This window comes from Pantoea sp. Morm (assembly GCF_016643525.1).
GTDB lineage: Bacteria > Pseudomonadota > Gammaproteobacteria > Enterobacterales > Enterobacteriaceae > Pantoea > Pantoea dispersa.
Window position 1 is genome coordinate 1 of sequence record NZ_VOQX01000003.1, and the last position, 19,648, is coordinate 19,648.

A 19,648-nucleotide genomic window follows, 5' to 3' on the forward strand; every position below is an offset into this window, starting at 1 on the left:
TACATTGCGCCGCTTGCAGGGTCAATGACCCACCTTCGCGCATCACTGCGCAGGCATGCGCGAGGTCAGGTCTCATCGTGAATGGTGGTCGACGCACCATTCTGCTGCACCGAGCGGATGCCGTTTTCCGCCGCCTGTTTAGAGCTGTACATCTCGCTGGTGGCGATGGTTTCGCCGTTGCTGGCTTTAAGCACAAACCAGTATTTCTGCGACGATGCTGTATCACTCTTACTCAGTACGTAATATCCCATGCGCTTTCTCCTTGTACCGGCACCCGATGGCCGGTTCGCTTACTATTCGCGCAGCCTGCTCATTAATCAATCACTGATTAGGAATTTGCCCGAATCCAGGAGCGGGATCGCAGCGTTTTGTATCAATCCGGTTGCTGGCAGGCACAAAAAAGGCCGCATCGCGGCCTTTTGGGGTAATGAGTTCGTGTTTATCACGTGGGTAAAGCCGTGATGTTCATGAATCGGGTAAATGCTTTACTGCGGGACACACCTTTCGGATCGCTGAAAAATGGCAGCTGGAATTTCGGTGAATCTTCCAGTGTCAGGCTCCAGATATAATCACCGATAAAACGAAACTGAAGTGAATGGTCACTGATATGCAACTGCTCAAATGTGCCGGAGTTATACTCATTGCCAATAGTGACAATTTCCTGAATGCCCTGAGAGGAATCAATCAGCACAATCGTTAGTGATTCCTCGTAGAGCACGTCATCCGTGACAAACAGGATATAGCGGTTATCAGTCACTTTGACTGCTGCCTCAAGGATTTTTCCGGGGATGATTATGCCGGTAGAACTACCACTGAGTAATACCTCTGATTTCGCCTGTTCGCGGTCCGTTGCGTGTTGCACCTCAACCAAAGATACATCATTAACTATTTGCATCAGCGCCAAATCCATCCCATTTGCTATGCCGCGAGAGCAGCTCCTGCGAATGAAATTTAACTAAGTTCGCTGCGGATTAATATGCTTATGATGTAAAAAACGCCTGATGCACTGCACCAGGCGTTTTTTAATCAAATGAATGCAGAGCAATCGCTCTCTACATCAGAACAAATTACTCAGAGACTTTCTTCTTCAGATCGCTGGCACCTTCTTTGGTTTTGTTCCAGCCTTTCTGCGCGCCTTCTTTGGTGGCGTCCCAACCTTTTTCAGTACCTTCTTTGGTGCTGTTCCAGGCTTTCTGTGAGTTTTCGCTCGCTTTGCTGGTCAGGCTATCGCTTTTACCTTCGGCAGCATGTTTGGCTTTGAGCTGCTGCTCTTCACCCTGATGCTGCGCCTGATGCAGTTTCTCTTTCGCCGTATTGGCGCCCGCTTTGGCGTCAGCGACGGTTTCATCGGTTGCGTGTGTGGCGGCAAACGCCGTAGAAGTCAGAAGAATGGCGGATAACGCAATAATCGTCTTTTTCATAATATATTCCCTCATTAAGCATCATAAGTGTTATGAGCGTAGTTAAGAGTGGCACAGAGCGCAACGCAGGGCATTAGGAATAAACTGTAAGTGAATCGTACCGTTTCTGTGAGGGTTTCTGGCATAAGTGCGCAGCGGTGTGCCGTAGGGGCCAGCCAGGTGTAATACTGGCACAGCGCAGAGGATAAAGAAACGAGGTGTGCTAAGTGCACTAGTCGGCTAGAGAAAAAGGTGGGGCAGCAGCGCAACCCTAAAACTTCGTGCGATTTTTTGTGCAGGTACTGGAGTAAGACGTAAAAGACAGCTCGAATCTCTTCATAGCCGATCAGGCAGGACCTTAATTCAGATTACCGAAGCCCTGAGCAGTGGGTTGATTGACTCAAAAGCTTCAAATAATGCAGACAAGGTCATTATAATGTCTATCTGAGTCAGGCCAGGGAGGTAAGAATTATGGATGAAAAAACCAACAAGAAGTTGAAGAAGATTCAATCAAAAATTCGGGGTAATGATTTTAACAAGGCTGAGTTACTTAGTTTCAGAGCCGGTTATAAAGAGATAAATTCGGTTTTTACAAAGAAAATTACCTCGGATATTAACCTGCGTTCAGTCATCGCGATCTTGTCAAATGATGTGTCTTCAGTTGTCGTTATTTATCTCTATATTCTGATTCTTTTTACGGCGGCTTTTTGTTTTGTCGGTGAAACGGAAGGTGCAGGATTATTTTTTGGCATGATAGGTATTGCTGCCGTAGTGCATTTCATTTACACGGCCAGGAAAAATAAGTTAGGACTCTTCACCCAAGTGAAGCTGGTTAATCTCTATATTAGAAGTGTTTTATAAAAATCCTTCTTGTAACCCCCTCTTCGGAAACGACAGACTCGAACAATTTATTGCCTGTTTGAGACGTCGTTAACCGTGAATGTTGACACAGCATTGTGCGAAAAATCAACTGCGCCACGCAGGCTCACCGGACAGGGCTGAACGCTCGAGTGCGCGGGTTTCCCGAATATTCCGGGCTGGCGGTGAACCAAACAGCCGTGAATATTCACGGGTAAACTGCGTCACGCTCTCATATCCCACCGCGTTAGCAGCAATACCGATCGCTGTCCCTTCCGTCAGCATCAGTCTCCGCGCTTCAAGCAGGCGCAGTTGTTTCTGGAATTGCAGCGGGGTGAGCGTGGTGACATGGCGGAAATGCGTATGAAATACCGAGAGGCTCATACCGGCGGCGTCAGCGAGGGTTTTCATGCGCAGCGGTTGCGCATAATTGGCCCGAATGATTGCGACTGCCCGCGCAATCCGCCGCGCATGGCTGTCAGTACTGCCGAGGGCGCGCAGCACGCTGCCGTGTCGTCCTGACAATAGCCAGTAATGTAACTCCCGCACCAACTGGCTGCCCAGCACGGCGAGCGCGCGCGGTCTGCTGAGCATGTTCAGCAGACGCAAAGCGGCTTCTGCCACATCTTCTTCGATCTGATCAATGCTTACGGGTAAATCCGTGGCAGCCTCCAGCCCGACCATGTTTGCCATCAGTTCACTAATCACCGCCGCATCCAGTTCCACGACCAGAGAATAATAAGGGGTGTCGGCACTGGCGCTGATAACCTGACTCACGGTTGGCACATCCATGGTGATCAGCAAGGATTCCCCCGCGCCAAAATCAAAACGATCGCTGCCCATGGTCACGCGTTTGCTGCCTTGCAGCACCATTGCGATCAACGGTTTAGTGATAGCAAATTGCAACGCGGTAGGTGCGGTCTCGCGCAGAATGAACACCCCATCAACCGGCGTTGCGGCAACGCCCGCTCCGTTGTGGTGTTCATCAGCATAATGACTTGCCGCCTGCAGCAAAGCCGCCATCCTCCCGGCAGATTGAAACTCGTCGTCCCCAGCAGGACGTTCCTCATACGAGTGAGCATGCTTTTTCATATTATCAGGCAATTAATGAAAAATTTCAGATGCGACCATTCTAGTAAATACCGCATCAAATAAAAATATAAAAATAATCAGGCAATAATTAAAAATTATTAGGCAACCTTGTAATTCTGCCGATTGTTAGAATCACTCTCCCATTATTGAGGAGATATTTCATGACAACCCTTTCTCTTGTTACTGGCGCCAGCCGGGGTCTTGGCCGTAATACCGCACTGAGCATTGCCCGCCATGGTGGTGATGTCATCGTGACTTATCGTACTGGTAAAGAGGCGGCGGATGCCGTGGTGAATGAAATCCAGGCGCTTGGCCGTAAAGCAGTTGCGCTGCAACTGGACACCAGCAACGTATCGTCCTTCCCGGGTTTCGTCGCCGCCGTGGGCAATATCCTGAAAGGTGACTGGGGACGCGAAACGTTCGACCATCTGATCAACAACGCCGGGCATGGGGAAATGGCCGACTTTAGCGCAACCACGGAAGAGCAGTTTGACGCGTTATTTAATGTACACGTCAAAGGAGTGTTTTTTCTGACGCAGTCGCTGCTGCCGCTGCTGGTCGATGGCGGACGCATCGTCAACTTCTCTTCGGGGCTGACCCGCGTGTCGTTCCCGGGGTTCTCGGCCTACTCGGCTGCCAAGGGCGCCGTTGAAATACTCTCCGTGTATATGGCGAAAGAACTGGGCAGCCGCGGCATCACCGTGAATACCGTTGCCCCGGGAGCGATTGAGACCGACTTCCTGGGTGGCGCGGTGCGTGACATCCCTGATTACAACCAGGCGTTTGCGGGTATGACCGCGCTGGGTCGCGTGGGCCTGCCTGATGACATCGGTCCGATGATTGCCAGCCTGCTGGGACCGGACAACCGCTGGGTCACCGGTCAGCGTATTGAAGTCTCCGGTGGGCAGTCAATTTAGTTGCCCGATGATGGATTCCGCCCGGTGCGGAATCCATCCTGTTCCCCTGATGCAATAAGAGGTATTTGATGCCTAAAATGATCATTCATGCGCCAGCAGGCACCTTTGATGCGGCCAAGCGTCAACAGGTTGCCAGAGATCTGACGCAGTTAGGACTTAATTGCGAGGCGCTGCCAGACTCCCCTCTGGTTCGTAGTACGGTATGGAGCTACTTTGCTGAATACTCTTCTGATGCCGTTTTTATGGGAGACAAACCCGCATGGTTGCCAGTTGTGTCCCTTCAGATATATGTCATCAAAGGTGGGCTGGATGAGGAAGCAAAGAAGAAGCTGATCGAGGGAGCAACCGCAATTCTGGATCGGCGTCCGTCAGGGACTTCAGTCGCGCCTGTCTATGTGGTGATACAGGAAATCGAAGAAGCAAACTGGGGGATTTTTGGTCAGCAGGCCGATCTGGCAGCGCTTCGCGCCAGCGATGAAAACGCTCCGTCGATTTGAAGGAAATGTTTTTGATAGGGGGGCGAGAAAACTATCAGGGAATGGTGTGAAGATTACAGTGTTGCGGCTATTGAGTATGTCTGATGTTACTTACGCATGCTGAAGGAAAGATGTACTTCAATATCAGATGTGATTACCTCAGCTAAGCTGGCTGAGTTGACATTCGGCAGAGCATAAGAAGGTAAGGAATAGAATGAACAGGAATGGTAATTGCCCGGCCCTGGGTTTAAGATTTGACTCGTATAAAGCGAAAGGAGAAGGTAATGGATACCACCGAACAGCTAAATGGAACGTACTTTTATGGTGGACTAACAAATCTCAGTGCGGGGGAATTATTCTTCTGGATTATGGTAGACGTAACCGCAGAACATTTCACTGGCGCGAAGGATGTTCTGGCGGCAGCAGCAATTTATAGCGGTCAGAACACTATCACCGTCAGAGGCAAGCTAGGTAGTGCTACGCCTGGCACAAGTTATGCCTCAAAGTATTCAAGGAAACTGCTTAGGGATATTCGGCTCCCTTTCCGCTTACCTACCTGGATTCAAAATCCCGCAAATCCTTTTGAAGTTAAAAGAATAATGACATCAAAGCTTTCGACGTTTGTAGGGCGTGCTATTCCTGTGGTTGGCTGGGTGATCCTGGCGGGCGATGTGGCGCAAATAGGTTATCAGTCTATGGTACGTTACAATCGCATTGTCACAGAGGAAGATAAGATATGGTAAGGCAGGATATTGAGCAGGCAGTTTATTCACTTCTGGCCGAATACAATGGTAGAAGCCTTTTTACCTTTCGACGTTATCCTTTAAAGCATTCTACTGATTTGAATAAAGATTTTCGTATGGATCCTCTTGATGCCTATGAGCTACTTGAAAGGTATTCTGAAAGGTTTGGCATTGATCCCAAATCAATTAATTTTCAGCGATACTTTCCAGATGATTTCAGTGAAGCGCATAAGCCACTTACTGTTCAACTCCTGATCGATTCTGCTGAAGCCGGGCGATGGCTGGATGATTGATGCATCTTAGGCGCTTAGTTGATATGAGCCTTGGATTGAAAATGTAGAATTGCCAACTGACTTAGCGGTGGGTTGGGGATTCGATCGAAAAAAGCTGAGCAGAGCAGAGCAGACCAGGCCAAGCTGAACTGATTGCGGTGAGTCGATGCGCAGCTTGCAAATCGCTTTCAGGTGTGAAGGCCGCTTATGAGCTGGCGGAATCTGAATGGATGGTTCAACTTTTTGAAATTAAATGTTTTTATCTAATTCAACTTTGAGTCGTATACCTAAACGTGTACCAACTATCAGATCTAATACCCCGGAGCGGCAGGGTAAGTATGACGAACGACAGGAGCCAAATCAAAAATAAAAATAATTTAAGAGAAAGTGTTCACATAGTTCACTTAGGGTTTTTTATGTATTAACTTCAGTATCCTAGGTAGTGAATGGTTTGAGGTTGGATGTACACTAGTGTGCACTAGGAGTGACCACTTTAGTCAAGTTGATTGATAAGCGACCGAAGCATAGTAGGTGCGATGTGATTCTGTTAAGCGCTTCATACTGGCTATTGTCAGCTCAGCACCACAAGCAAAGTTCTCGGATATCATGGCATGTGTAATAGATGTTTAAAAGTGCAGGGCTACTTAAGTAGATTTTTACATTAGCCCACGAAAGACTAATTTTCGTGGGCTAAGCTGCTTTAAAGTAACGTTCACTGAGTAGTTAATGAGCTCTGATTTACCTAAGTATATTTGTCGAAATATATTATGGTTTAACTGGCCATCTCATCATTGTGAATGGTAATTAGTAAGATTGTCGAAGAATGGATGTGAAATGATCAATCAAAATGTTATAGATGGACTTGCATGGCTGTATTCTATTTTTAATATAAAGCTGCTGACTTTAATCGCTGCAGGTTTTACTATTTACTTCGGATACCAGAAAGTAACAAAGAAAATATGCGTATCGTATAGTCTAAGTACTGGTAAGTTATACAACTTACACCTAACAAACTTTGTCATTTCAAATAAGAGAGATAACACAGTTATTATTTCCTCAATAAACATGAGGATTGGTAGTAAAGGTAGCATTGAAATAATAAAATTTGAAGAGCCACTAGTTTTAAAAGGCTATGAAGCTAAATTGATTGATGTGCCTAAATATAGTGAGATTTATGATCAAAATGGCTTGGTTTCGATTGGTATTTCTGAGAAACTTTTCTTTACTGTGGTTACTGGAGGCGGAAATATTATCGGTTGTGATGTGGAAAGCTCACTAACATTAAAAAGTTTTGAAAATCGCCTGCATAAAAGAGTGATTACTTTTAATGATATAGTGCTGACGCGGAAAATGGGGTTCATATTCACTTATCGAATTAAAGATAAAACTATAGATGTAATTTTCGATAAGTTTGGTTTCATAACAGGATATACACCATTTAACTTCAATATGTTCACGGAAATGTCAGGCGAAACATTTGAGTTTTTTCTAATATCAAATGGTTATCATGAACACTATGATGATTACGCTCTGTTTCAAGTGCAGGATAATCTAGATGTAATTTTAATATTGAGTAAATTTAATGTGCAAAAAAAAGCAACAGATAAAAATTCAAGTGAAAAAATATTATAGTTGATTCAGTTTATTAAAATTTACACATAAGTGTATGCATGTAAACTGATATAGTTTGCATTAATATGATTTTTAGGACTTCAATTGCTAGAGAACGCCTTACAATGCGATTTATTTTTATTTGGATTATATTACACATCAGTTAAGGCGCATACTTACATATAAGTTATAGTTTATATGATTGGATTTTTTTTATGATTTTAGCACTAAATTTTTCACAAAGGGAGTTTATAAAAAGAGGCTCAACACTTACACAATATGAAAGGTATCCTTGAAGGTACTTTTTCTTTTCAATTGTTAGTTGATCCCATTTGTATACTAAGCTTCTAATCTCTCGTTTCTTATCTCTACCAATCGATATATTTCCAGTATTCGTAATTGTAAGTCCAGTTACCATCATCCTGCTTTTTTTGGAGGAATGCTTGGTTTTCGATGAATTAATTATTAAGTGTTTTGGATATTCTAATGAGCGAAGTACATACATAATTCGTTGAGGCATGCTTCTTAAAATATCTGGAGTATTAGTGGATAAATAAATATCATCGGCATATCTCGTGTAAGTAATGTTTTGCTGACTGCAAATTGAGTCGATATTTCTATCCAATTTATTACAAATTAAATTAGATAACATTGGAGACGTAACAGCACCCATGGTTAGCCTGCCATTGTAACAAACTAGTTTTAAGAAAATTTCTTTATCATATTCATTCCAATCAGGATGGATTTTGTTTTCCATCATGAATGACAAAATATCATTATGTGTGATTGATTTAAAAAAATCCACGAAATCAAGGCGGAGAAGATATTTGTTTTTTTTATGTTTTTCAGCATTGTTTTTAACTGAAGCACCCTCTAAGTAAGCTGTAGATGCTGGGTGAACTGGCATCTTAACTAAAAAATCATCATGAATTACTCGTTGTAATAATTTTAGTTCTTTATGTGGTTGATAAACAACTCTCGTACCACCATTTTTTTTGGGTACACTGAATTTGTTATAGTTTTTACTGGCGGTATCTGCAAGTTCACAGATGAAATTTTCAGTTAAAATAAGACTATCTGAAAGATGTTCAATTAACATTTTTCATTACCTTTCCCAATTCGCTTTTGAAAGCTGGTATCATTATCAAATCTGACAGTGCTCTGGCCCTGCTTTTTAGTATCTTACTTAATAATTTTTTAGTGGAGTCGTGATTGAAAAATTTATCAAAATCAACGCATGAGTAATATGGCTCGTTTCCAACTTGTGTTTTTTTAAATAATCCTAAGGCGATTCCAAGAGATAGCATAAATCTAATGTTATTTTTGTTTCTATCTTTCAGTCCAATAATGTTAGAGCTCAGTTTTGCTATTTCTGTTGTCCCAATAGGACCAAGAGAAGCAATTACATACAATAAGAAGAAAAGAAGGACTTTTGGTGAGTATTGATAGTCACCATGAAGGTTGTTTTTTGACACAGAGGATCTTGTTTTTCTGGTTAGCCTCTCATTAATTTGAGGAATGCATGTTAGAATTGTTTTAAAATCAGTGTAGATTGTTGGTTTAAATTTCGAGTCATTATTTACCCACATTACTGGGCCTGTGTTAATAAATGAGTTGTGTCTTTCAAACTGTTTATCTAAAACAGGTAACAACTTCTTTCTTAAGCTTGGGCTTAATGAAAATGCACCTAGTTCAGCCACAGTTCCAAAGCTCTCAACTAAAATAATTACAATGTCGGAAATATCTGCTAGCCACTCTTCTAAAGCTAGCGCATTTACATTCTTTGAATTATCACTACTACTAATTAGATCCCAAGCAAGTTCAGCACGAAATGTAAGATATTCCTTGTGATGTTTTCTAATGTAACCTTCTAAAATTCCGCGATTTTTACAGCTTTTTTCTTCACCACCACAAATAAAGAGGATCTTCGGTAACGAATAACTCAACTGCGTTAGTTCACTTGCTGAGAAGTTGGCAACGAAATCCTTACGAGCATTCAAATATTTTGGATGTTTTGACCACATCAAAAGAGCCCTTACACAGGTTACGAGGCGCAAGATCGCGAGGTGGCACGAGGACAGCCGTCCTCGTGACGACTCGCGTTCTTGCGACGAGAAACCAAACAATAGTAACGGGTCGGATATGCACCAACCACAAGAAATGCCGGAGCACTTCCAAACTAAGGGTTGATCAGAAAATATCATCAATTTGACAAATTCGAAAGCGAAAAAAAATAATTTCCGTGAATAGTTTTCATTCTGTTCCTTTATGCTATTAATTAATATTAATCAATAGATTAATAAGTGAATGGTGTCATTACTGGCGAGCATCAGTATGCACTGAAGGTGATTACTCTAACGGGGGTTAAAAAAAGACCCAATCCAGGTTGTATAGAATGAGATTATCAGGCAATACATGCAGGCAGCCAATCTGCCTCGCTATCCTGATGTAACGTCAGGTTGGTTTGAATGCCGTTATTAGTACGGCGCTTGAGCAGCACGCGCTCGTACTCTTTCAACGCATGTGGCATAGCCTAGCCTGAGGCTTCAAGGGTGAGCGGATATTGATGCCCCGTGATTCCATAAACGACAAATAGGTATGATAGAGATAACGGTTAGGGCTAATCGGGAGAATATTGGCGTTGCCGATAAAAAGCCCGTTCGGCATGCTCAACGGCATTAGGTAGCCACAGAAATCAACTAGCGAATAAGTCTGGCGTTTTATCTCGAGCGCTTCGCCGGAAGACTGCTGCGCTTGCAACAGCTCACGGGCTTTAACTTATGACGCGAAGCGCTGCATCAGATGGCGAACAATGACGGCCAGCTTGTTGCTGATTTTATCCAGCAACTGTGGATCGCGCTCTTTCGCGGGTATCAGTATCACCTCCGGGAACGTCAGGATAACCCGGCGGCGCGATACGCCGCCGCTGCGATCGCTGAAACGCATCGGATTGTTGTTCACCGCCAGAATAACCGCCGGGATTTGAGTAGAGTAGGGATCGCGATATTTGGGATCGATGGCTACCGCATCGCCGCCAGTAATCGCCTTAATGCCAGCGCAGTCGCCACTCCACTTCTCCTGGTCGGGCAGAATAATCAGAGGGAATCTGACCACGCTGGCGCGTTCCCGCGATGACTCCAGTGTATCGATGGTGGCTGAGTTGGTGTTATCGCGGCCAGCGAGCAGCGTGGCGATCGATGCTAATCCGCTTTTCCCGCTTCCACCTGGACCAGTTACCTTCAAAAACATCTGCCAGTCGTAACGGTTTGCCAGCACCATAAATAACGCCGCGAAAATGCGCTCCTGCTTGTCGTGATTATGCCCGGCGGACCGCGTCAATGAGCGCCGGAAAGCCTGCGAGGTTTTTCGCCCGCACGCTGTGCGAACTAAACGTGCCGGTGGCAATATCAATCACGCCAATACGGAAGCCAGTCAGGCGGCGGGATTGTTTCCCCATGCGTGGCGCTATCAGATTCGCCATGTCGATGAGTTATTTACGTTCAAGCTGGTGCAAATTTTTCTTACTCCAATATGTATACCAAACATATACCTAATCACTCAGAATCCAGTGCAAGTTATCCCGAAAAGTTGAAGACACAAAAAAGCCCGCAGGGCTTGCGCCATGCGGGCTCTTAGGACTTCATCGGATGACTCTGGTAATCACCGATGGAGAATTTTGGTGGAGCTGGCGGGAGTTGAACCCGCGTCCGAAATTCCTACATCCTCGGTACTACATGCTTAGTCTGGTCTTTACATTCGCTTGCCAGCTGCGGACAGACACGCCACTAACAAACTAGCCTGATTAGTTTTAACGCTTCAACCCCAGGCAGGGCATCCACGCGATCTCTTTTAGGTTTGACCTCTCTTGATCCCCGTCCTAAGAGCGGAGGCTAGGGAGAGAGGGCTCTAAGCAGGTTATTAAGCTGCTAAAGCGTAGTTTTCGTCGTTTGCGACTATTTTTTTGCGGTTTTTTAGCGAGGCCTACCGCACCTCGGCATGCACCTTGGGTTTCGCGAATCCCGTCGAATCCAGAATCAGCCCCAAGACTTGTTACTCTAGCAAAAAATTATAAAAGATTCCAGTGCTTAACGGCTGGCATTCTTCATAATTCGTGCTTTGTCCATCTTCCACTCGCGATCTTTAATGTCCGCGCGCTTGTCGTGTTCTTTCTTACCGCGTGCTACGCCAATCTTTAGTTTGGCCCAGGCGTTTTTCCAGTACAGCGACAGCGCGACCACGGTGTAACCTTCGCGGTTAACGCGGCCGTACAGGGAGTCCAGTTCGCGCTGGTTCAACAGCAGCTTGCGGTTGCGCGTGGGATCGCACACCACGTGGCTTGATGCCACCGCCAGCGGCTGAAAAGTGGAACCGAACAGATAGGCTTCGCCATCGCGCAGCAAAATATAGCTGTCGCTGATGTTCGCTTTACCGGCACGCAGTGATTTGACTTCCCATCCTTGCAACGCCATGCCGGCCTCGAACTCTTCTTCAATGAAATATTCATGGCGAGCGCGTTTGTTGAGGGCAATAGTGGCTGAACCGGGTTTGTGAGCTTTTTTCTTTGTCATAGTGCGGCGTAGTCTACATCACTCAGTCTGTGGGCGCATCCCCTGTCCTGCGGGGCGGTAAAAAACACACTATTTTAGCACAGCTGGCAAAGGCGTGAATTTTTGTTTAGTAGCTTAAAATGGTATAATTCAACGGTTTTGTGACCAACAGGAACCATTATGGCCCAGATTAGCCGTTCAGCGCTGGTCCCGTATAGCGCTGAGCAGATGTACCGGCTCGTGAATGATGTGGATGCTTATCCTGAATTTCTTCCGGGCTGTACCGGCAGCCGCGTGCTGGATAACAGCGGTAACCAGATGACCGCCGCGGTGGATGTTTCCAAAGCCGGCATCAGTAAAACCTTTACCACGCGTAACACCCTGACCGATAACCAGAGCATTCATATGCAGCTGGTCGATGGGCCGTTCCGCAAGCTGACCGGCGGCTGGAAATTTATCTCGCTCGGCGACGATGCCTGCAAGGTAGAGCTCAGCCTCGACTTTGAGTTCACTAACATGCTGGTCGAGATGGCATTTGGCCGCATCTTCAAAGAGCTGGCCAACAGCATGGTGCAGGCGTTTACCCAGCGCGCCAAAGAGGTTTACCGTGGCTGACATCAGCGTTGAAGTGGTGTACGCGCTGCCGGATAAACAGTATCTGCGTGAGGTAAGCCTGGAAGAGGGCGCCACGGTTGAGCAGGCGATTCAGGCATCCGGACTGCTGACGCTGCGCAAAGATATCGACCTGAGCAGCAATAAGGTCGGCATTTTCAGCCGTCCGGTCAAGCTGAGCGATACGCTGCAGGATGGCGATCGGGTAGAGATTTATCGCCCGCTGATTGCCGATCCAAAAGAGATGCGCCGGCAGCGGGCAGAGCGGGCGGCAACGAAAAAGTAAGTGTACAGGCACTAAAAAAGGCGCTCAGGCGCCTTTTTTGTTGCGGCTCACTCAGTCTTCAGTGCCGGTGAGGCGCGGTTTGTTATCGATGTTCGTCAGCGTACCGTTGCTGTCGAAGGTCAGCGTCAGCGTCTGCTGCTTCACGCTCTCATGGCCTGGCTCCTGACGGAACACGTAATACCACACGTTGCTGCCAAACGGGTCGTGCATCATCGGCGTACCGAGCGTGTAAGCAACCTGCTGCTGCGTCATGCCGGTGTGAATCTTCGAAACGTCGTTGGCGACCAGGTAATTCCCCTGATTGATATCCGGACGATACACAACGCGCTCAAGGGTGGAACATCCGGCGGTCATCATCAACATTACCACTGCCGCGGCAGTCAGCGTTTTACAGCGCATCTATACATTCCTTTTCTGGGGCCAAACGCCTTTCATCAGGCAGTTTTGTTGCCATCAAATTCTGAACTCTGCATACGGCAGGCTTTATTATGGCGATATGACTGCCGATGATAATAAACCTTTGAGCTATTGGAAACCTCTACAGAGCAAGCATATGACCACCTGGCCGCAAAAAAGTGCGGTGTCAGGCTGCTAAAAGTTCTTTTGCGTTCGCCAGCGTGTTGCGTGTTACTTCGCTGCCGCCAAGCAGGCGCGCCAGTTCCTGCAGACGTGCACGCTTATCCAGCGGCTGCATGTGGGTTTCGGTCATCGCACCGTCGGTCTCTTTGCTGACGAAGAAGTGCTGATGACCACAGCCCGCCACCTGCGGCAGGTGAGTTACGCACATTACCTGAGTCGATTCGCCCAACTGGCGCAGCATCTGGCCAACAACAGCGGCCGTCGGACCGCTGATACCGACGTCAACCTCATCGAAAATCATCGCCGGAGTTTCCATTTTCTGTGCGGTGATCACCTGAATCGCCAGCGCAATACGTGACAGTTCCCCCCCTGAGGCCACTTTACCCAGCGGCTGCAGCGGCTGGCCCGGGTTAGTGGTGACACGGAAATCAATACGGCTGGCACCTTCGGCCGTCAGCTGATCGGCATTGAATTCCAGCACGATGGCAAACTCACCGTGCGGCATGGCGAGCGTGCGCATGCTTTGCGTAATCAGCTGGCTCAACTCCTGCGCCGAGGTGACGCGTTGCTGATGCAGGGCTTCGGCACAGGCCAGCGCGGCCTGATGATGAGCCACGACGTCGCTCTGCAGGCTTTCCTGATCGCTCTCCTGCTGCGACAGCTGTTCCGCTTCATCCAGCAGCTGCTGATACAGCACCGGCAGCGCTTCCGGTGAAACATGATGCTTACGCGCCAGCGCAATCTGCCGCGACAGACGCTGCTCCAGCTCATACAGGCGATTAGGATCGAGGTCGAGCCGTTCACAGTAGTGGCGCAGCTCATCGCTGGCTTCACTCAGCTGAATCGCGGCTTCTTCCAGCAGGTTAAATACGCCGCTGACTTTATCATCCAGCGAGACCAGCTCACTCAGCATATTACGCGCGCTGTAAAGCAGGCTTTGCAGGTTGGTGTCATCGCTGTCGGCAAGAATTTGCAGCGCCTGCTGGCTAGTGGACAGCAGCTGACCGCTGTTCGCCAGGCGCTTGTACTCTTCATCAATCTGCTCAAACTCGCCTGGCTGCGGCGCAAACTCGTTGAGTTCTTTCAGCTGATACTGCAGCAGTTCGCGGCGGGCTTCACGCTCCTGCGACAGCTGCTGATGCTGTGCCAGCGCGCGGCAGCTGTGGTGCCAGCGCTGATAGTGCTGACGCATCTCCGCCAGCCGATCGTCGTGCGCGGCGTAGGCATCCAGCAGGTGTTTCTGATGTTCGGTTTTAAGCAGCAGCTGATGCGCATGCTGACCGTGGATTTGAATCAGTAACTGACCGAGTTCGCGCAGCTGCGACAGCGGTACGGACGTGCCGTTGATAAAGCCACGTGAGCGGCCATCGGCACTGATCACGCGGCGCAACAAACATTCGTTGCCGTCGTCAAGCTGGTTCTCCGCCAGCCAGCGCTGGGCTGAGGGTGACGCTTTCAGCTGGAAGCGCGCGCAGATATCCGCGCGGCTGGCCCCCTGACGCACCATGTCTGCTTCAGCACGGCCGCCAAGGCACAGGCCCAGCGCATCAATCGCGATGGATTTTCCTGCGCCGGTTTCGCCGGTGATCGCCGTCATGCCACGATGAAAATCGATCTCCAGTTCACGAACGATTGCAAAATTACTGATGGTCAGTTGTGCCAGCATACAATCACCTGTATGTAAAAACAGATATGGTTTTTCATACAGTATAAACTGGTTTTTTATCCAGTAAAGTAGCCGGCAGGCCTTTTCAGAATAATTTTTTTGACCATCCGAGTTTTGAGCTTAATGTATTAAAATAATTATAATTTTTGGGATGAATTAAATTGAGGTGATTGGCACTGCGGCGAATCAGCACATCTTCCCCTTCCTGAATCGGCAGAGCGATCTGGCTGTCGCAGCTGATCTCCAGGTCGCTGCGCAGCGAGGAAAAACGCAGGCGAATGGTGCTGCTACTGTTGATCACCAGCGGACGCGCCGACAGCGTGTGCGGGAACATTGGCACCAGCGCAATCGCATCAAGCGACGGCGTTAATATCGGCCCGCCCGCCGACAGCGAATAGGCGGTTGAACCGGTTGGCGTGGAGATAATCAGCCCGTCCGAGCGCTGGGAAAAGGCGAACACTTCGTCGATATAGACTTCAAATTCAATCATGTGCGCCACTTTGCCCGGATGCAGCACCACTTCATTGATGGCGCTGCCGATGCGCGGCGAACACTCTTCTTTGCATACCTGCGCTTCCAGCAAAAAGCGGCTTTCCACGAAATAATCGCCCTGCAGCACGTCATCCAGCTGCAGCTGCGCGTTATCCGGATCGAGGTCCGTGAGGAAGCCGAGATTGCCGCGGTTGATGCCAATCACTTTGATGTCGTAACGAGCCAGCACGCGCGCGGCGCCCAGCATGTTGCCATCGCCGCCGACCACCACCGCCAGATCGGCATACTGGCCGATGTCCGCCAGGCTGCCGGTACGCACATCCTGCAGGTTCAGCTCGCGGGCGATTTGCTGTTCCACGATCACGTCATAGCCTTTGTCAGTCAGCCAGCGCCAGAGCATTTCATGGGTGGTTAACGCAGTGGGGTGGCGCGGATGGCCGACGATCCCAATGCAGTTAAAGTGTTTGTTCATTTAGCGGGTGTTCCTCATAAGCCAAAACGGCCAGGCAATGTGATGGGTTCACTTGAAACCGTCAAACTGATCCCCATAATAAGCCAACCAGCGAGATGAATGTGCAAAACGCGGAGAAATTCATGAGTAGTAAAGAACAGAACACCCCAAACGAGCAAGTCTCAGACGAAATTCAACAGGAACAACAGCAGCCGGAAGCGGAGACAGCAACTGAGGTGGATCCGCGTGATGAGCGTATCGCCCAGCTGGAAGCGGAATTAGCGCAGGCGCAGGGTGGCGTGCGTGACGCCCAGCTGCGCGCGCAGGCTGAGATTGAAAATATCCGTCGCCGCGCCGAAATGGACGTGGAAAAAGCGCACAAGTTTGCGCTGGAAAAGTTTGCCAACGAACTGCTGCCGGTGATTGATAGCCTGGAGCGCGCGCTGGAAGTGGCGGATAAAGAGAACACCGAGCTGGCTTCGATGATTGAAGGCATCGAGCTGACGCTGAAATCACTGCTGGGTGCGGTGCGCAAGTTCGGCGTGGAAGTGGTGGGCGAAACTAATGTGCCGTTCAACCCGGATGTGCATCAGGCGATGTCGATGATGGAGTCTGAAGAAGTGGCGCCAAACCACGTGCTGATGGTGATGCAGCGCGGTTACACCCTCAACGGTCGCCTGCTGCGTCCGGCGATGGTTGCGGTATCGAAAGCCAAAGGCTAAGCCGCTCCCGTGCAACAACGGCCGCTGATGCGGCCGTTTGTGTTTTCAGGGCAGCACCGGCGTCCAGTCAATGGGCGTCTGGCCGGCCTGGCTCAGCAGCGCATTAGCTTTGGAAAAATGCTGACAGCCAAAAAAGCCGCGATGGGCCGAAAGCGGCGAAGGATGCGGTGCTTTCAATACGTGATGACGCTGCGCATCAATGATGCTGCCTTTCTTCTGCGCGTGCGATCCCCACAGCAGGAAAATCACCCCTTCGCGATGGGAGTTGATGGCGCTGATCACGTTATCGGTAAAGGTTTCCCAGCCGAAACGCGCGTGCGAATGCGCTTTGCCGGCTTCCACGGTTAACACCGTATTCAGCAGCAGCACACCCTGTTTCGCCCAGCTTTCAAGAAAGCCGTGCTGCGGGCGCTGAAAGCCAGGAATGTCCTGTTCCAGCTCTTTGTACATATTCAGCAGCGACGGCGGAATGGCCACGCCCGGCAGGACCGAGAACGCCAGGCCGTGTGCCTGATTCGGGCCGTGGTACGGATCCTGGCCGAGGATCACCACTTTAATATCGCCCAGTTCGGTGAGACGGAACGCGTTGAAGACGTCCTTTTGCGGCGGATAGACCGTCACGCCCGCCGCACGCTCTTCGGCTACCGCTTTTAGCGTTTCCACGAAGTAAGGTTTTTCTTTCTCTTCAGCCAGCACATCGTGCCAGGTCAGCTTCTCAGCCATCATTGACTCCCTGCAAATTGATGCCTTTAGCTTAGCGTGTCCGGCGGGGCAGCAGAAGGGTAAAAATAAGTTGAACAATTGCAGAAAAAGTTAATGAAAAAAGTTGTTATAAATCAACTAACTAGAGTGGAAGCAAAAATTCTGGCCGGACGAAATTGATACAGGTCAAAACGAGCCGGTCAGCGCGGTGATATACCAGAGCATCACATAACCCGAAGAACCGCGCTGTGCTCCTGCCGCAGCGCTAAGCCCTGGAGGCCTCTATGATTACCGGTATTCAAATTACTCAGGCACAAAATCCGCAGCTGCTGAACTCGTTCTGGCTGCTGGACAATGAGAAAGCCGAAGCCCGCTGCCTGTGCGCAAAAGGTGATTTCACGGAAGATCAGGTTGTTGCAGTCAGCGACCTTGGCGAGATTGCTTACCGTGAAATTCCACTGGAGCAGAAACCGCAGGTGCGCGTTGAAGGCGGTCAGCACCTCAACGTTAACGTGCTGCGCCGTGAAACGCTGGAAGATGCGGTAAAGCATCCGGAAAAATATCCGCAGCTGACCATTCGCGTGTCGGGCTATGCGGTGCGCTTTAATGCGCTGACGCCAGAACAGCAGCGTGACGTTATCACCCGTACCTTTACCGAAAGCCTGTAATTGATCGGCTGACGAAAACACACACACAGCAATACAGGCCGCGCCGGTGCTTACTGGCGCGGCTTTTTTATTTCCTGAAGAGAGAAGAGGGCAGGTTGAGATATTTTACGCCGCGAAACTGCGATTTCAGCAGGCCAGAAAGCAAAAAATCGCCTCAGGGAGGCGATTTAATTGCCGCGATGCTGTTTTATTCCGCACTGCTCTCCGGTGTGCTGCTGCCGCTTGGCTTGCGGCGTTTACCGATATTTTTAGTATCGCGGTGACGTTTCTTCACGCGCGGTTTCTCTTCTTCTTTCGCTTTCTTCTCTTTGCGCTTCTCAAGCGCCTTTTTCGACGGTTTACCGGTGACTTTAGCACTCGGTGCACGCGTTTCCGGACGCAGCTCATCGATTACGCGCGATTTCAGTGGTTCGTTGACGTAGCGGCTGATTTTACCCAGCAGCGGATGGTCATGTGCCTCTACCAGCGAGATCGCGGTACCTTTGCGTCCGGCGCGGCCGGTTCGGCCAATGCGGTGCAGATAGACATCGGCGGTGCGCGGTAAGTCATAGTTGATGACGTGGGTGACGTTATCAATGTCGATACCGCGCGCGGCGACATCGGTCGCGACCAGCACGTTAACGCGACCGTCATTCAGGCGTTTGATCGCTTCGTTACGGTTAGCCTGCACCATTTCGCCTTCGAGGTAGCTGCTGCGCAGGCCGGCTTCGTGCATCCAGGTCACCAGCTCATGCAGGCGCTCACGTTTGCGTACGAACACGATGGCGCGCTTCACTTCCGGCTGCTTCAGCAGATGCACCAGCAGTTTGGTTTTGTGCTCAAGGTTGTCGGCGCGGTAATACCACTGCTGAATCTTCTTGCGCTCGCTTTTGCTCGGATCGGCTTCAATCGCTACCGGATCGTTCAGCAGGCGCTCGGCGAAATCTTTAATGTTGTCGCCTTCCAGCGTGGCCGAGAACAGCAGCGTCTGTTTGCGCCAGCGCGTTTCACCGGCAATGGTCTCGATATCCTGCGCAAAGCCCATGTCCAGCATGCGGTCGGCTTCGTCCAGAATCAGCGTTTCTACCGCGCGGCAGTCAAAGTTCTCTTCTTTGATGTACTGCAGCAGACGGCCGGTGGTCGCGACCACGATGTCCTGATTTTCACTGAACACTTCCGCGTGGTTCATATAGGCCACGCCGCCGGTGATGGTGGCGATATCGAGATGGGTATGTTTGGCCAGCTCGCGCGCCTGGTCGGCAACCTGCATCGCCAGTTCACGCGTCGGCGTGAGGATCAGAATGCGCGGCGGCCCTGATTTTTTACGCGGAAAATCGAGCAGGTGCTGTAAAGCGGGCAGCAGGTAGGCTGCGGTTTTCCCCGTTCCGGTTGGTGCCGAACCCAGTACGTCACGGCCTTCCAGCGCGGCAGGAATGGCCTCAGCCTGAATGGCAGTCGGGCGCGTGAAGCCTTTATCCTGCAGGGCTTCCAGCAGGCTTTCGTCGAGTTCGAGTTCGGAGAATGTGGTTACGGTCATGGTCTACCTCAGTTTGGGGCGCTGATTATAGACAGTTC

22 protein-coding genes, 1 other RNA gene and 1 pseudogene are annotated in these 19,648 nt (G+C 49.3%); 10 read left to right on the forward strand and 14 right to left on the reverse strand.

From position 1 onward, the window contains the following. Positions 1-65: 65 nt before the first annotated feature. The 3 genes from FT726_RS01535 to FT726_RS01545 form a co-directional block, all read right to left on the reverse strand. Positions 66-251, reverse strand: a complete 186-nt coding sequence (locus FT726_RS01535; RefSeq protein ID WP_159378636.1) for a YegP family protein — start codon at positions 249-251, stop codon at positions 66-68. Positions 252-442: 191 nt separating this feature from the next. After that, complete coding sequence (locus FT726_RS01540; protein ID WP_278426626.1) at positions 443-910, reverse strand: hypothetical protein; 468 nt, start codon at positions 908-910, stop codon at positions 443-445. Between the two features lie 157 nt (positions 911-1,067). Next, a complete protein-coding gene (locus FT726_RS01545) occupies positions 1,068-1,421 on the reverse strand; it encodes a hypothetical protein (RefSeq protein WP_021506488.1) in 354 nt (117 codons plus the stop codon). Between the two features lie 450 nt (positions 1,422-1,871). Here FT726_RS01545 and FT726_RS01550 point away from each other — a divergent pair, with 450 nt between their 5' ends. Continuing rightward, positions 1,872-2,261 (forward strand): hypothetical protein, encoded by a 390-nt coding sequence (locus FT726_RS01550; protein WP_288424048.1) that lies wholly within the window; start codon positions 1,872-1,874, stop codon positions 2,259-2,261. Between the two features lie 105 nt (positions 2,262-2,366). Here the strand turns inward: FT726_RS01550 and FT726_RS01555 are convergent, their stop codons facing one another. Then, entirely contained in the window at positions 2,367-3,281 is a 915-nt protein-coding gene (locus FT726_RS01555; RefSeq protein WP_346302358.1) for an AraC family transcriptional regulator, read from the reverse strand. 230 nt (positions 3,282-3,511) lie between these two features. Between FT726_RS01555 and FT726_RS01560 the strand changes: the two genes are divergently transcribed. The 5 genes from FT726_RS01560 (at position 3,512) to FT726_RS01580 (ending at position 7,390) form a co-directional block, all read left to right on the forward strand. Next, positions 3,512-4,267, forward strand: a complete 756-nt coding sequence (locus FT726_RS01560) for an SDR family NAD(P)-dependent oxidoreductase (protein WP_127834462.1) — start codon at positions 3,512-3,514, stop codon at positions 4,265-4,267. 68 nt (positions 4,268-4,335) lie between these two features. Continuing rightward, positions 4,336-4,764, forward strand: coding sequence for a tautomerase family protein (locus FT726_RS01565; protein ID WP_346302336.1), 429 nt, complete (start codon positions 4,336-4,338; stop codon positions 4,762-4,764). 263 nt (positions 4,765-5,027) lie between these two features. Further along, the gene (locus tag FT726_RS01570; RefSeq protein WP_021506492.1) at positions 5,028-5,486 is read left to right on the forward strand and encodes an STM2901 family protein; all 459 of its coding nucleotides are present in this window, start codon (positions 5,028-5,030) and stop codon (positions 5,484-5,486) included. Next, positions 5,480-5,779, forward strand: coding sequence for a DUF1493 family protein (locus FT726_RS01575; RefSeq protein WP_346302337.1), 300 nt, complete (start codon positions 5,480-5,482; stop codon positions 5,777-5,779). Before FT726_RS01570 ends, FT726_RS01575 begins: the two co-directional genes overlap by 7 nt. A gap of 813 nt (positions 5,780-6,592) precedes the next feature. Then, on the forward strand, positions 6,593-7,390 hold the full coding sequence (locus tag FT726_RS01580; protein ID WP_346302338.1) for a hypothetical protein: 798 nt from the start codon (positions 6,593-6,595) through the stop codon (positions 7,388-7,390). Positions 7,391-7,556: 166 nt separating this feature from the next. Here the strand turns inward: FT726_RS01580 and FT726_RS01585 are convergent, their stop codons facing one another. The 5 genes and pseudogenes from FT726_RS01585 to smpB form a co-directional block, all read right to left on the reverse strand. After that, positions 7,557-8,468: a retron St85 family RNA-directed DNA polymerase gene (locus FT726_RS01585; protein ID WP_346302339.1), complete on the reverse strand. Its 912-nt coding sequence runs from the start codon at positions 8,466-8,468 to the stop codon at positions 7,557-7,559. Continuing rightward, entirely contained in the window at positions 8,458-9,393 is a 936-nt protein-coding gene (locus tag FT726_RS01590; RefSeq protein ID WP_346302340.1) for a retron St85 family effector protein, read from the reverse strand. Before FT726_RS01590 ends, FT726_RS01585 begins: the two co-directional genes overlap by 11 nt. 380 nt (positions 9,394-9,773) lie before the next feature. Next, positions 9,774-10,859: pseudogene (locus FT726_RS01595) on the reverse strand (DUF5906 domain-containing protein); the annotation flags it as partial. Between the two features lie 187 nt (positions 10,860-11,046). Further along, positions 11,047-11,411: a transfer-messenger RNA gene (gene ssrA / locus FT726_RS01600) on the reverse strand. Positions 11,412-11,454: 43 nt separating this feature from the next. After that, positions 11,455-11,937 carry an SsrA-binding protein SmpB gene (gene smpB / locus FT726_RS01605; protein ID WP_021506506.1) on the reverse strand — a complete coding sequence of 161 codons (483 nt, stop codon included), beginning with the start codon at positions 11,935-11,937 and terminating at the stop codon, positions 11,455-11,457. A gap of 159 nt (positions 11,938-12,096) precedes the next feature. Here smpB and FT726_RS01610 point away from each other — a divergent pair, with 159 nt between their 5' ends. Both FT726_RS01610 and FT726_RS01615 read left to right on the forward strand, forming a co-directional pair. Then, positions 12,097-12,531, forward strand: a complete 435-nt coding sequence (locus FT726_RS01610) for a type II toxin-antitoxin system RatA family toxin (RefSeq protein WP_021506507.1) — start codon at positions 12,097-12,099, stop codon at positions 12,529-12,531. After that, positions 12,524-12,814, forward strand: a complete 291-nt coding sequence (locus tag FT726_RS01615) for an RnfH family protein (RefSeq protein WP_021506508.1) — start codon at positions 12,524-12,526, stop codon at positions 12,812-12,814. The genes FT726_RS01610 and FT726_RS01615 overlap by 8 nt, the downstream gene beginning before the upstream one ends. 51 nt (positions 12,815-12,865) lie before the next feature. On the opposite strand, the gene bamE is transcribed toward FT726_RS01615, so the two are convergent. From bamE to nadK, 3 genes are all read right to left on the reverse strand, one after another. Then, a complete protein-coding gene (gene bamE / locus FT726_RS01620; protein WP_021506509.1) occupies positions 12,866-13,213 on the reverse strand; it encodes an outer membrane protein assembly factor BamE in 348 nt (115 codons plus the stop codon). Positions 13,214-13,397: 184 nt separating this feature from the next. Further along, complete coding sequence (gene recN / locus FT726_RS01625) at positions 13,398-15,059, reverse strand: DNA repair protein RecN (RefSeq protein ID WP_346302341.1); 1,662 nt, start codon at positions 15,057-15,059, stop codon at positions 13,398-13,400. Positions 15,060-15,144: 85 nt separating this feature from the next. Next, entirely contained in the window at positions 15,145-16,023 is an 879-nt protein-coding gene (gene nadK, locus FT726_RS01630) for an NAD(+) kinase (protein ID WP_346302342.1), read from the reverse strand. Between the two features lie 122 nt (positions 16,024-16,145). Between nadK and grpE the strand changes: the two genes are divergently transcribed. Next, the gene (grpE, locus tag FT726_RS01635) at positions 16,146-16,724 is read left to right on the forward strand and encodes a nucleotide exchange factor GrpE (protein ID WP_031279366.1); all 579 of its coding nucleotides are present in this window, start codon (positions 16,146-16,148) and stop codon (positions 16,722-16,724) included. Positions 16,725-16,769: 45 nt separating this feature from the next. Here the strand turns inward: grpE and ung are convergent, their stop codons facing one another. Further along, positions 16,770-17,447 carry a uracil-DNA glycosylase gene (ung, locus tag FT726_RS01640; protein WP_127834787.1) on the reverse strand — a complete coding sequence of 226 codons (678 nt, stop codon included), beginning with the start codon at positions 17,445-17,447 and terminating at the stop codon, positions 16,770-16,772. A 263-nt stretch (positions 17,448-17,710) separates the two neighbouring features. On the opposite strand from ung, the gene grcA reads away from it, so the two are divergent. Beyond that, the gene (grcA, locus tag FT726_RS01645; RefSeq protein WP_021506514.1) at positions 17,711-18,094 is read left to right on the forward strand and encodes an autonomous glycyl radical cofactor GrcA; all 384 of its coding nucleotides are present in this window, start codon (positions 17,711-17,713) and stop codon (positions 18,092-18,094) included. A gap of 187 nt (positions 18,095-18,281) precedes the next feature. Here grcA and srmB read toward each other — a convergent pair whose 3' ends face one another. Further along, positions 18,282-19,610 (reverse strand): ATP-dependent RNA helicase SrmB, encoded by a 1,329-nt coding sequence (gene srmB / locus FT726_RS01650; RefSeq protein WP_288424068.1) that lies wholly within the window; start codon positions 19,608-19,610, stop codon positions 18,282-18,284. Between the last annotated feature and the right edge of the window lie 38 nt (positions 19,611-19,648).

Bases quoted from the DNA above. Each gene is read 5' to 3' on its own strand.
- FT726_RS01535 (WP_159378636.1), bottom strand. From the start codon at position 251: ATGGGATATTACGTACTGAGTAAGAGTGATACAGCATCGTCGCAGAAA.
- FT726_RS01540 (WP_278426626.1), bottom strand. From the start codon at position 910: ATGGATTTGGCGCTGATGCAAATAGTTAATGATGTATCTTTGGTTGAG.
- FT726_RS01545 (WP_021506488.1), bottom strand. From the start codon at position 1,421: ATGAAAAAGACGATTATTGCGTTATCCGCCATTCTTCTGACTTCTACG.
- FT726_RS01550 (WP_288424048.1), top strand. From the start codon at position 1,872: ATGGATGAAAAAACCAACAAGAAGTTGAAGAAGATTCAATCAAAAATT.
- FT726_RS01555 (WP_346302358.1), bottom strand. From the start codon at position 3,281: ATGGCGGCTTTGCTGCAGGCGGCAAGTCATTATGCTGATGAACACCAC.
- FT726_RS01560 (WP_127834462.1), top strand. From the start codon at position 3,512: ATGACAACCCTTTCTCTTGTTACTGGCGCCAGCCGGGGTCTTGGCCGT.
- FT726_RS01565 (WP_346302336.1), top strand. From the start codon at position 4,336: ATGCCTAAAATGATCATTCATGCGCCAGCAGGCACCTTTGATGCGGCC.
- FT726_RS01570 (WP_021506492.1), top strand. From the start codon at position 5,028: ATGGATACCACCGAACAGCTAAATGGAACGTACTTTTATGGTGGACTA.
- FT726_RS01575 (WP_346302337.1), top strand. From the start codon at position 5,480: ATGGTAAGGCAGGATATTGAGCAGGCAGTTTATTCACTTCTGGCCGAA.
- FT726_RS01580 (WP_346302338.1), top strand. From the start codon at position 6,593: ATGATCAATCAAAATGTTATAGATGGACTTGCATGGCTGTATTCTATT.
- FT726_RS01585 (WP_346302339.1), bottom strand. From the start codon at position 8,468: ATGTTAATTGAACATCTTTCAGATAGTCTTATTTTAACTGAAAATTTC.
- FT726_RS01590 (WP_346302340.1), bottom strand. From the start codon at position 9,393: ATGTGGTCAAAACATCCAAAATATTTGAATGCTCGTAAGGATTTCGTT.
- smpB (WP_021506506.1), bottom strand. From the start codon at position 11,937: ATGACAAAGAAAAAAGCTCACAAACCCGGTTCAGCCACTATTGCCCTC.
- FT726_RS01610 (WP_021506507.1), top strand. From the start codon at position 12,097: ATGGCCCAGATTAGCCGTTCAGCGCTGGTCCCGTATAGCGCTGAGCAG.
- bamE (WP_021506509.1), bottom strand. From the start codon at position 13,213: ATGCGCTGTAAAACGCTGACTGCCGCGGCAGTGGTAATGTTGATGATG.
- recN (WP_346302341.1), bottom strand. From the start codon at position 15,059: ATGCTGGCACAACTGACCATCAGTAATTTTGCAATCGTTCGTGAACTG.
- nadK (WP_346302342.1), bottom strand. From the start codon at position 16,023: ATGAACAAACACTTTAACTGCATTGGGATCGTCGGCCATCCGCGCCAC.
- grpE (WP_031279366.1), top strand. From the start codon at position 16,146: ATGAGTAGTAAAGAACAGAACACCCCAAACGAGCAAGTCTCAGACGAA.
- ung (WP_127834787.1), bottom strand. From the start codon at position 17,447: ATGGCTGAGAAGCTGACCTGGCACGATGTGCTGGCTGAAGAGAAAGAA.
- grcA (WP_021506514.1), top strand. From the start codon at position 17,711: ATGATTACCGGTATTCAAATTACTCAGGCACAAAATCCGCAGCTGCTG.
- srmB (WP_288424068.1), bottom strand. From the start codon at position 19,610: ATGACCGTAACCACATTCTCCGAACTCGAACTCGACGAAAGCCTGCTG.